Raw genomic sequence first — 11409 nt, forward strand, 5'->3', positions numbered from 1 at the left:
GAGTGGGGTGTCAGTGCCCCACCTTGGGGCATACAGATGTTGCCAATTGCCAACGTAGCGTAACTGAGTGTGTCCTGGTGCTGGGCGTAAAAAAGCGCGCGCAATGGAGTTGCGCGCGCTTGGCTGGGGGCGGCTTATCAAGCGCCCAGCAAGATGCGCAGCATGCGGCGCAGTGGTTCGGCCGCGCCCCACAGCAGTTGGTCGCCAATCGTGAATGCACCCACATATTCAGGTCCCATGGCCAGCTTGCGGATGCGGCCCACAGGGATGGTCATGGTGCCGGTCACGGCCACGGGGGTCAGGTCCTTGATGGTGGCTTCGCGGGTGTTGGGCACCACTTTCACCCACTGGTTGTCGGCGGCGATCATGGCTTCCAGGTCGGCCACGGGCACGTCCTTCTTGAGCTTGAAGGTCAGTGCCTGGCTGTGGCAGCGCATGGCGCCGACGCGCACGCAGAAACCATCGACTGGGATGGCAGCCGTGTCAAAGCCTTCACCCATGCCGAGGATCTTGTTGGTCTCGGCCATGCCCTTCCATTCTTCCTTGGACATGCCATTGCCCAGATCCTTATCGATCCAGGGGATCAATGAGCCGCCCAGGGGCACACCAAAGTTGGCAGTTTCAGCGCCGGTCAGGGCGCGCTGCTTGGCGATGACCTTGCGGTCGATTTCCAGGATGGCGCTCTTGGGGTCGTCCAGCAGCGACTTCACTTCGGCGTTCAGCGTGCCGTATTGCGTGAGCAATTCGCGCATGTGCTGCGCCCCGCCGCCCGATGCCGCCTGGTAGGTCTGGGTGCTCATCCACTCCACCAGGCCGGCCTTGTACAGCGCGCCCACACCCATCAGCATGCAGCTCACGGTGCAGTTGCCGCCCACCCAGTTCTTGCCGCCGTGGGCCAGCGCGTCCTTGATGACGGGCATGTTCACGGGGTCCAGGATGATGACGGCGTCCTTTTCCATGCGCAGCGTGGAGGCCGCGTCAATCCAGTGGCCGTTCCAGCCGGCAGCGCGCAGCTTGGGGAAAACATCGGAGGTGTACTCGCCGCCCTGGGCGGTGATGATGATGTCGCAGCGCTTCAGTGCGTCGATGTTGAAGGCGTCTTGCAGGGTCGTTTCGTTCTTGGCCTGCGCAGGGGCCTTGCCGCCTGCGTTGGACGTGGAGAAGAACAATGGCTCAATCAGATCGAAGTCTTTTTCTTCAATCATGCGGTCCATCAACACCGAGCCGACCATGCCGCGCCAGCCGACCAAACCTACCAACTTGTTGCTCATTTCAACGCCCTTTCAGATTAAGAAACAGTGCCAGACCGGACTGCTCGCCTGGCTCGTCAGAGGCCAGGAGGGGCGCACGACGAACCAGGCTGAGTCAGCCCTTAATGGTCGTGGTTTTGGTGATGGTTGCGCGCGCAGCAACACCGGCCGTGGCGGCGGGTGCAAGGCTCAGGGTGAACGTGTGGGCGGCAAACATTGGGGTGGGATTATACCGACAGCCCCGTCGTGGCCGTGTGATGGCAGCGCTTCACAGGCGCCGAAACAACAAAGGCGGCCCGAAGGCCGCCTTTGTTGTTGGTTCCACCGCAGCGGGCGGGAGGCAAATATTCAGTGCACTGCGCCTTCATCTCCATTGGAGGTAACGGGCGCGGCGCCCATCGATTTGCCTTATTTCAAGGCCGCCACCACCGCATCCCCCATCTGCACCGTGCCCACCTTGGTGGTGCCTTCGCTGTAGATGTCGGGGGTGCGCAGGCCCTGGGCCAGCACCTTTTGCACGGCGGCTTCAATGCGCTGGGCTGCGGCTTCCTGGTTCAGGCTGAAGCGCAGCATCATCGCGGCGGAGAGGATGGTGGCCAGCGGGTTGGCCACGCCTTTGCCTGCGATGTCGGGCGCGCTGCCGTGGCTGGGTTCGTACAGGCCTTGGTTGCTGCTGTTCAGGCTGGCCGAGGGCAGCATGCCGATGGAGCCCGTCAGCATGGAGGCTTCATCCGAGAGGATGTCGCCAAACATGTTGCCGGTGACCACCACGTCAAACGCCTTGGGGGCCTTCACGAGTTGCATGGCCGCGTTGTCCACGTACATGTGCTGCAGCTCGACGTCGGGGTATTCCTTGTGCACGTCGGTGACCACGTCCTTCCAGAACTGGAAGGTTTCCAGCACGTTGGCTTTGTCCACGCTGGTGACCTTGTTGTTGCGCTTGCGGGCGGCCTGGAAGGCGACGTGGGCAATGCGCTCGATCTCGGGGCGGCTGTAGCGCATGGTGTCAAACGCTTCTTCGGCACCGGGGAAGTGGCCATCGGTGGCCACGCGGCGGCCGCGCGGCTGGCCAAAATAGATGTCGCCGGTCAGCTCGCGGATGATCAGGATGTCGAGGCCTGCGATCAGCTCGGGCTTCAGGCTGGAGGCGCTGACCAGCTGCTCGTAGCAAATGGCGGGGCGGAAGTTGGCGAACAGGCCCAGGTTCTTGCGCAGGCCCAGGATGGCTTGTTCGGGGCGCAGAGGCCGGTCGAGTGTGTCGTACTTCCAGTCGCCCACGGCGCCGAAGAGGATGGCGTCGGATTCTTTGGCGAGCTTGAGTGTCGATTCAGGCAGCGGGTGGCCATGGGCGTCATACGCCACGCCGCCGACCAGGGCGGTTTCCATCTCGAACGGGAGCTCAAGGGCGTCCAGCACCTTGACGGCCTCCGAGACAATTTCAGGGCCAATGCCGTCACCCGGTAGAACTGCGATTTTCATTGGATTTTCTTCGAATTTGATAGCTGCTAGCGCTTATGGATAAAGCGCTGGAGGCCAATTTGACTGATATTTTGGATGCCGAAGCCGTCTCACGACACCATGGTGTGCGCCAGCCAGGGCTTGGTCGCCAGGCGCTGTGCCTCAAACGCCTTGATCTTGTCGGACTGGAGCAGAGTCAGGCCGATGTCGTCAAAGCCGTTGAGCAGGCAGTATTTGCGAAATGCCTGCACCTCAAACGGAATTTCTTCTCCTTGGGGGCGCACAACGACCTGGCGCTCCAAGTCGATGGTGAGCTGGTAGCCCGGGAATGCCAGCACTTCGTCAAACAACTGGGCCACGGTGGCCTCGGGCAGCACGATGGGCAGCAGGCCATTCTTGAAGCAGTTGTTGAAGAAGATGTCGGCAAAGCTGGGCGCGATCACGGCGCGAAAGCCGAATTGGTCCAGCGCCCACGGCGCGTGCTCACGGCTGGAGCCGCAGCCAAAGTTCTTGCGCGCCAGCAGCACCGAGGCGCCTTGGTAGCGCGGCTGGTTCAGCACGAAGTCGGGGTTGGGTTGGCGGCTGGCAGGGTCTTGCCCTGGCTCGCCGTGGTCCAGGTAGCGCCATTCGTCAAACAGGTTCACGCCAAAGCCGGTCTTCTTGATCGACTTCAAAAACTGCTTGGGGATGATGGCGTCGGTGTCAACGTTCTCGCGGTCCATCGGGGCCGCAAGGCCCTTGAGTAAAGTGAATTTCTGCATGGCGTTCTTTTTATTTGGCGGCGCGTTCGAGGGCGCCACCGGCACGCTGTACGTCCTGGCCCACGCCCTTGACGGTGTTGCATCCGGCCAGCACGAAGGTGATGGCGAGCACGATGAGGGTTGCGGTCTTTTTCATGGCAAAACTCCTTCAGGCAAATTGACGAATGTCCACAAAGTGGCCGTGCACAGCGGCCGCTGCGGCCATGGCGGGGCTCACCAGGTGTGTGCGGCCACCAGCGCCCTGGCGGCCTTCAAAGTTGCGGTTGCTGGTGCTGGCGCAACGCTCGCCGGGCTCCAGGCGGTCGGCGTTCATGGCCAGGCACATGCTGCAGCCGGGTTCGCGCCATTCAAAACCTGCGGCCACAAAAATCTTGTCCAGCCCTTCACGCTCGGCCTGCTCTTTGACGAGGCCTGAGCCGGGCACCACCATGGCCAGCTTCACATTGCTGGCCACCTTGCGGCCCAGGCTCTTCACCACGGCGGCGGCTTCGCGCATGTCTTCGATGCGGCTATTGGTGCAGCTGCCGATGAACACCTTGTCGATGGTGATGTCGTTGATGGGCTTGCCGGGCTGCAGGCCCATGTAGGTCAAGGCGCGTTCGATGGCGCCGCGCTTGTTGGCGTCTTTTTCCTTGTCCGGGTCAGGCACGCGGGCGTCCACGCCCAGCACCATCTCGGGGCTAGTCCCCCAGGTGACTTGCGGCACGATGTCGGCCGCGTCGAGCTTGACCACGGTGTCGAACACTGCGTCTGCGTCGGAGTGCAGCGTTTTCCAGTACGCCACCGCGTGGTCCCATTCCACGCCCGTGGGCGACAGGGGGCGGCCCTTGACGTATTCAATGGTCTTGTCATCCACAGCCACCAGGCCCGCGCGCGCGCCGCCTTCGATGGCCATGTTGCACACGGTCATGCGGCCTTCCATGCTCATGGCGCGAAAGACGGAGCCTGCAAATTCGATGGTGTAGCCGGTGCCGCCTGCGGTGCCGATCTTGCCGATGATGGCCAGCACCACGTCCTTGGGCGTCACGCCTTTGGCCAGCGTGCCATCCACCTGCACCAGCATGTTCTTGGCCTTCTTGGCCAGCAGGGTCTGCGTGGCCATCACGTGCTCGACTTCCGAGGTGCCGATGCCGTGGGCCAGCGCGCCGAACGCGCCGTGGGTGCTGGTGTGGCTGTCGCCGCACACCACTGTCATGCCGGGCAGGGTGGCGCCGTTTTCGGGGCCGATCACGTGCACGATGCCTTGGCGCTTGTGCATGAACGGGAAGAACGCGGCGGGCGAGATCTGCGCCATGTTGTCGTTCAGCGTGGTGATCTGTTCTTTGCTGATCGGGTCGGTGATGCCGTCGTAGCCGTTTTCCCAGCCCGTGGTGGGTGTGTTGTGGTCGGCAGTGGCCACGATGGAACTCATGCGCCAGACCTTGCGGCCTGCTTCGCGCAGGCCTTCAAACGCCTGGGGGCTGGTGACCTCGTGCACCAGATGGCGATCGATGTAGAGGATGGACGTGCCATCTTCTTCGGTGTGGACGACATGCTCGTCCCAGATCTTGTCGTACAGGGTGCGTCCCATGGCGTGGCTTCTTTCTGCTTTCAGGTGGGGAATTGGATTTTAGTGTCGGGGGCTCAGGGCGCCGGTACCGTGTCTGAGCGGGGCACGAGGTGCTCAACGAGCAATCGGGCGGTGACGGGCAGGGCGTCAAAGTCGCGGGCCACCACCCGCAGCTCGCGGTGTGCCCAGGCGTCGGTCAATGGAATGGCCTGCAGATTGCCCACGCCGCGCATGAGGGCGAAGGCGCGGTCGGGCAGCAGGCCCACACCCAGTCCGTTGTCAATCATGCGGCACATGGCATCGAGCCCCGTGACCTGGATGCGCTGGCGCAGCGGGCGCCCGGCGGTGGCGGCGGCCGAGCGCATGGCCAGGCTGATGCTGCTGTTGGCGTGCAGACCCACAATGTCCCAGTCCAGGACTTCTTCAAAATTAATAGCAGATAGCGCAGATAAATCGTGCGCCTGCGGCACGACCAGCACTAAATTGTCTGCACGGTAGGGGCGGCTTTGCAGTTCCAGGGCACCGTTGGCATTGACCATGCCGATGTTGCAGATGCCCAGGTCGGCAGCGCCTTCCTGCACGGCGTGCAGCACGTCGCTGGAGAGGTGCTCTTGCAGGTCGATCTTGATCTGGCTGTGTTCGCGCGCAAACGCGCCCAGGTCTTCGGGCAGAAACTGGAAGATCGCCGAGATGTTGGCGTGCATGCGCACATGGCCGCGCACGCCGTCGGCGTATTCGCTGAGCTCGCCCTGCATGCGCTCCAGCCCGAACAGCACCGTGCGTGCGTGGTGCAGGAGGCTTTCTCCGGCGGGGGTGAGCGTGACGCCCCGGCTGTGGCGGTAGAGCAGGGCGGTATCTACGGCGGTTTCCAGGTCTGACAGCCGCTTGCTCACTGCCGACGCCGCAATGAACTCGCGCTCTGCCGCGCGGCCGATGCTGCCAAGCTCACACACCGCCACAAACAATTGCAGCGAGGTCAGGTCGATACGGCGCGCAAAACTGCGCTCGGAGCTTTTCATGGGGTGGGGCTTAGTCTTCTTGTTTCGAGAAGGCTGTGTATTTTCAACCCATTTTTCAAGCTTTGCCATCGTTGAATGCGATGGCCTTCATCGTGCAAGTGGACAAATTATGAAAAAGTGAGCTACCCGCGCTTGATGCCAAAAAGGTTTAGGTAGTTTTCTATCTGAAGCCCAATGAGAACAAGCGCTAGCAGCTCATTTTTTTGACAAGAAACTTGCGGTACTTGGTACTTTGTCAGGCATTGAGCGTACTGCCGTGCTCAGGCACCGAGGCCCGCCACCGCAATTCGTGCTCAATGCGCTGGCGCAGCTGATCGGCAGCGCCCATTTCTCCGTGCACCACGTACACCTGGTCCGGCGCGTGGCCCATGCTGCGCAGCCAAGCGATCAGCTGGTTGCCATCGGCGTGGGCCGAGGCCGACGATAGCCGCACCACCTCTGCACGCACGGCAACGTCCTGGCCGTGGATGCGGATGTTTTTTTCACCGTCTGCCAGGCGCGCACCCCGCGTGCCAGGCGCCTGATGGCCCGTCAAGATGATCATGTTGCGATGGTCCCCCGCGTGCAGCGCCAGGTGATGCAGCACACGGCCCCCGGTGGCCATGCCGCTGGCCGACAAGATGACCATGGGGCCATGCAGTTTTGCCAGCCCCTTGGATTGTTCCGGTGTCTGGACCATGGTGGCGCCGTGTTCCAGCGCCTGAACCTCACGGCCGCTGAGGCGGTGCTCCTGCATGTGGTGCTGGAACAAGCCGGTGGTGCTGACGGCCATGGGGCTATCCAGAAACACTTTGAGGGAGGGCGGCACGACCCCCTGCGCCTTGAGCAGGCCAATGGCATGCAGGACCACCTGCGCACGACCCACTGCAAACACCGGCACGACCGCAATGCCGCCGCGTGCAGCCAAGCGCTGCAGGGCAGGGCCCAGCTCATCCAGCAGGCCCTCGTGGGGGTGCTCGCGATCGCCGTAGGTGGATTCGATGAGAACCGTGTCTGCAGGGGGTGGTGCGTCCGGCGGGTTCATGAGCAGGTCATCGGGCCGCCCCAAGTCGCCTGAGAACAGAATGCGCCGCCCCCCCACTTCCAGCAAAACGCTGGCGGCACCCAGGATGTGGCCTGCGGGTGAAAAAGTCACGCGCCAGCCGGGCAGCGGCTCGAAGGCTTTGTGCAACGCATGGATCTGGAACTGCTTGAGACAGTGCATCGCGTCAAGCCGGGTGTACAGGGGCAGGGCGGGGCTGTGGCTGCTGAGCTGGTGCCTATTGAGAAAGGCCGCGTCTTCCTCCTGCAGATGCCCGCTGTCTGGCAACAGGATGGTGCACAGGTCGCGCGTTCCCGGCGTGCAATGTATGGCATGTTTGTAGCCGTCGCGTGCCAGCAGGGGCAGATACCCGCTGTGGTCCAGGTGGGCATGGGTCAGCACCACTGCATCGACCTGCCCTGGAGCCAATGGCAAGGGCTGCCAATTGCGCAGCCGCAGCTGCTTGTAACCCTGGAAAAGTCCGCAATCCAGCAGCAGACTTTTGCCGTTGTAGCGCACCAGGTATTTGGAGCCGGTGACGGTGCCTGAGCCGCCCAGGAAGGTAATGTTGACGCTCATGTCGGATGCTCCCCATTGCTGAACTGTGGTGCTCTTGGCGGCTGACTGAATGTTCATGCTACTGCGCCAGGCGTAGGGGTGGGTGCTTGCTGTTGGGTTCTTGCTTCAGATCAAGAAACTTCCTCTGGCTATGTTTTTCTGTTGCTATTTCGAATGCAGGTTTGCATTGAGGTCGCTCCATTCCGGCGGGCGGTTTTCGGCGGGTCTTTTCGCAGACAAGTTCTGGCATGCACCCTGGTTTTCATCTCCTGCTCGCATTGCCTTGCTTGTTGTTGTTTTGCTGGCAGTGGGGGCGTGTGTATGCGCAGTTGTCGGGCGATCCGCCTGATTGGGGTGACGAGCCTCTTGTGTGTTGTCGCTCTGGCTTGATGAGGGCTATGACCCTGAAGTGCGGCACCAGCCGCACAGTGCCGCAGCACGGTATTGATCTTCACCCGGTTCAATAGACACCTAGCTCCTGTGTGCGTCTGCAATGGGTGATGACAAACGATAGAAAGGGACCAGCGGCTTGGTTGAGTGATCGAGTGGATGCAACCGGACACGAGTTGTCACCATAATTCACGCATGAAAAAGTTCGCTTACCACTGTCCGCGCGTGGCACAACGTGGGTTCACGTTGATCGAGTTGTTGGTGACTCTCGCTTTGGCTGCCATTTTGGGTAGTTTGGCTGCGCCCTCCGTGCGAGATTTCATCATTCGTAGCAAGTTGACAAACCTTGGCAATGAGTTCACCGGCAGTGTGCTCAAAGCACGCAATGAAGCTGTCAATCGCAACACGTGTGTGACCATGTGCATGAGCAGTAGTGCAGGTAATGCGTCCCCGGCGTGCACCACTACGGGCGATGACTGGCAAGTTGGTTGGATTGCCTTCCTCAATCCAAGCTGCGACAGTGGTGCCAACTCGCCGACAGATTCCATCAACATGCTGCTTGCCCGCCCAAACGTGGGTAGTGACTACCTAATCCAAGCTCAAGGGAGCTCTCCAACAAAAAAAATGACCTTTTCTGCACGAGGTTCACCAAGTTTAGGAGCTGCGGGTCAATTTAATATTGTTTATCAAGAGGTGAATAATCCATTGAATAAATATGCCTTTAATATTTGCCTGGATGGACTGGGGCGGACGCGAACTATTCCTGGTGATAAAATTTGCTCGGCGTATAAATGAGATTGCATTATGAAATGTCAATGTAATAATATGCTCAAAAGCGCTCGTGTGCGATCGAGGGGTGTGACATTAATTGAAATGATGGTAGCCATCCTTGTGTTGTCCATTGGAATGTTGGGCATTGCGGGGCTTCAGGCGGCGACTTCCAAATACAAAATTAATACTTGGGCTCGATCATCAGCATCCACGTTGTTGTCGGATTTGTCTGAACGGGTCCGCATCAATCCGGATGCTGCGGGTACAAGTTTTGCAGGTGAGGGGGTGACCACAACGTCGGGATATGTGGTGGCAGCCAACTGGGCTGCGCAACAGTCTGATGCGTTGACGATCACTAAAAATTGCGAAACTGCTGCTTGCACATCATCGGAGCGTGCTACCTATGATCTCTTGATTTGGCGGCAGCGCTTACGCGAAAGCATGCCGCAAGGGGCAGCTTTGGTTTCTGGTGATCGAAGAAACGGTTTGAACATCGCGATGATGTGGTTTGATAAAGAGCTGGTGGATGATCCCAGTAGTGCAAGCGCGACGCTTGTGAAGGCCCCTGTTTGTAATGGAACAGAGGCTGGCATGGCGCAACAGACTTGTTGCCCTACTGAAGCAGCTGCACCTGTTGGTGTCCGCTGTGCACGTTTCTCTTTTGTGCCTTGATGGATGGTTATGAATAAATCCAGTCAATCTTCTCTCCTGTATCAATCTCAGCGTGGCCTGACTATTATTGAATTGCTGGTGGCCATGACCATTAGCTTGGTGATTGTCATTGCTGCTGCCTACATGTATTTGGCATCGCGCGAATCCCAGCGCGCCATTGATCGGAGTAGTAGCAGTCGAGAAACGAGCGCCTATGTGATGCAGATGCTCGGCCGCGAAATCATGAATGCAGGTTTTTACCCTGCTATAGCCCTACCGATTCCGCCCGACGCCACACAGCGAGGTATGTATGACACATACCCTCCATTACCTGCTGAGCCACGGGTAGTTACAGATTGGCAAAACCCTTTGACTGGATGGCCGCCGACTGCTTTTCAAACAGGAATTTTTGGGTGTGATGGGGGGAAGTTAGATGTTCAATCCAGCACCTGTCCCGCTGTGGACAATACGTTAGCAGATACTATCGTTATTAATTATTTTACCTCAGACACTCCGGCAATGGAGAGAACGACAGGCAGGCGGTTTGACTGCACCGGTTCTGATGCAGGCGGAGATCCTAGTAATGCAGAGCGGAAAAAGAACTCTGGTGGAGCGCCTCCTGGAACACCTCATACTGCTACCGCTAATAATATTCCACCGCAATTGCCAATTTTTGTCTCGAATCGGTTTTCGTTGAGTTCCATAAAAATGTCTGTGGATCAGCAGGATGTCAATTCAAAGAGTTTGGTTTGCAGTGGAAATGGACAAAGTCCACATGGAGTAGCAGACGCTACGGCTTATCAACCAATAATTTCAGGTCTTGAAGATTTACAGTTTTCTTATGGAGTTTACAGCACCGACGCTACGTTGGTGCCTGGACGGTATTACACGGCTTCCGAGGTTGGTGCGTTGCCCAGTGTAGTTATCAATGGCTTGACGCTATCAGCATGGCAGCGGGTTACAGCCGTGCGTGTTTGTGTTCTTTCACGTACTGCAGGTGGGAATACACGCATTGCAGATAAAACAAGTGCGCCGCGTACCTATCTTGATTGCAGCGATACCGCCAAGAATCAGCCGACAGGGGACACAATTACCCGCTCTGTTGAGGTTTTTGGTTTGCGCAACAATCTTAAACAATATTATTAGGATATAGATAATGCAAGGCAGGTGCGAATCTGTGTCAGGCGCCAAGCAGCAGCAGGGCGCTGCCTCGTTAACACGCGAGCGGGGGGTTGCGTTGGTGGTTGTACTGCTTTTTCTCGTTGCTATTACGGGGATCAGCGTCTGGACGGCCCGTCAATCCATGTTGGCAGAAGGCATGGCCCGTAATCAAATGGACCAGGAGGCCGCTCGGCAAGCCGCTGAGTCGGCGCTCCGTGATGCTGAGCGAGATATTGATAACGCACCATTGGGCGTTCTCATGGCGGGAGCATCTTGTCAGCGAAATGGTGCAACAACTGACACCGATGGCCTCAGCCCCAGTAGTTTTACTATTGGCTGCACGGGGGGGCTATGTTTGAAAGATGACGCGAGTTATGCGTCGAGTGACTGGTCAGCGGCAACGACGTCAAACACTACCGTGGCAGAACCGTGGTGGCCCGCAAGCAAAGGCGGATTGTGGAATGATGATGAAACCACTAAGCCAGGTCGCGATCCTGTCAGTTCGAGCAATTGCGACTCGTTCACTGGTGGTGTTCCCTTGGGAACTTACAGTGGCGTTCCTGCCATGCGGGGTGTTGCTAAGCAACCTGAGTACTTGATCGAAGTATTTCAACGTAAGCATGTCCGAATCAATCTTGATGAGACGCAAGTGACATCTACAGGCGAGAAAGCCAATCAGTGGTCGACAATGTATCGAATTACCGCCCGTGGCTTCGGTTATTCACAGCGAACGCAGGTAGTTTTGCAGTCGGTGTTTTTCCCATAATTTTGATTCTTTTGAATCACCTGTTGTTAATATCTATTTAATGCTGAATAAATT

The 11409-nt window shown here is 58.6% G+C and carries 11 protein-coding genes; 4 read left to right on the forward strand and 7 right to left on the reverse strand.

The features are described from left to right. Positions 1 to 137: 137 nt before the first annotated feature. The 7 genes from asd to CLU85_RS07920 form a co-directional block, all read right to left on the reverse strand. The gene (gene asd, locus CLU85_RS07890) at positions 138 to 1271 is read right to left on the reverse strand and encodes an aspartate-semialdehyde dehydrogenase (RefSeq protein WP_100409784.1); all 1134 of its coding nucleotides are present in this window, start codon (positions 1269 to 1271) and stop codon (positions 138 to 140) included. A 387-nt stretch (positions 1272 to 1658) separates the two neighbouring features. Then, positions 1659 to 2729 carry a 3-isopropylmalate dehydrogenase gene (gene leuB, locus CLU85_RS07895; RefSeq protein ID WP_100409785.1) on the reverse strand — a complete coding sequence of 357 codons (1071 nt, stop codon included), beginning with the start codon at positions 2727 to 2729 and terminating at the stop codon, positions 1659 to 1661. An 89-nt stretch (positions 2730 to 2818) separates the two neighbouring features. After that, entirely contained in the window at positions 2819 to 3469 is a 651-nt protein-coding gene (leuD, locus tag CLU85_RS07900) for a 3-isopropylmalate dehydratase small subunit (RefSeq protein ID WP_100409786.1), read from the reverse strand. Between the two features lie 10 nt (positions 3470 to 3479). Further along, positions 3480 to 3605: an entericidin A/B family lipoprotein gene (locus CLU85_RS07905; RefSeq protein ID WP_010463809.1), complete on the reverse strand. Its 126-nt coding sequence runs from the start codon at positions 3603 to 3605 to the stop codon at positions 3480 to 3482. Between the two features lie 12 nt (positions 3606 to 3617). Next, entirely contained in the window at positions 3618 to 5039 is a 1422-nt protein-coding gene (gene leuC / locus CLU85_RS07910) for a 3-isopropylmalate dehydratase large subunit (RefSeq protein WP_100409787.1), read from the reverse strand. A gap of 53 nt (positions 5040 to 5092) precedes the next feature. Continuing rightward, on the reverse strand, positions 5093 to 6037 hold the full coding sequence (locus CLU85_RS07915; protein WP_100409788.1) for a LysR family transcriptional regulator: 945 nt from the start codon (positions 6035 to 6037) through the stop codon (positions 5093 to 5095). 235 nt (positions 6038 to 6272) lie between these two features. Beyond that, the gene (locus tag CLU85_RS07920) at positions 6273 to 7637 is read right to left on the reverse strand and encodes an MBL fold metallo-hydrolase (protein ID WP_100412429.1); all 1365 of its coding nucleotides are present in this window, start codon (positions 7635 to 7637) and stop codon (positions 6273 to 6275) included. 564 nt (positions 7638 to 8201) lie between these two features. On the opposite strand from CLU85_RS07920, the gene CLU85_RS07925 reads away from it, so the two are divergent. From CLU85_RS07925 to CLU85_RS07940, 4 genes are read left to right on the forward strand one after another with little or no spacing between them, the layout of a single operon-like run. Beyond that, entirely contained in the window at positions 8202 to 8801 is a 600-nt protein-coding gene (locus CLU85_RS07925; protein ID WP_100409789.1) for a GspH/FimT family pseudopilin, read from the forward strand. 30 nt (positions 8802 to 8831) lie between these two features. Further along, positions 8832 to 9449: a type IV pilus modification protein PilV gene (gene pilV / locus CLU85_RS07930; RefSeq protein ID WP_100409790.1), complete on the forward strand. Its 618-nt coding sequence runs from the start codon at positions 8832 to 8834 to the stop codon at positions 9447 to 9449. Positions 9450 to 9458: 9 nt separating this feature from the next. Next, a complete protein-coding gene (locus CLU85_RS07935; RefSeq protein WP_100409791.1) occupies positions 9459 to 10574 on the forward strand; it encodes a PilW family protein in 1116 nt (371 codons plus the stop codon). 31 nt (positions 10575 to 10605) lie between these two features. After that, positions 10606 to 11355, forward strand: a complete 750-nt coding sequence (locus CLU85_RS07940; protein ID WP_232727766.1) for a PilX N-terminal domain-containing pilus assembly protein — start codon at positions 10606 to 10608, stop codon at positions 11353 to 11355. Positions 11356 to 11409: the final 54 nt, after the last annotated feature.

It is taken from the genome of Acidovorax sp. 69 (genome assembly GCF_002797445.1).
Classification (GTDB): domain Bacteria; phylum Pseudomonadota; class Gammaproteobacteria; order Burkholderiales; family Burkholderiaceae_C; genus Acidovorax.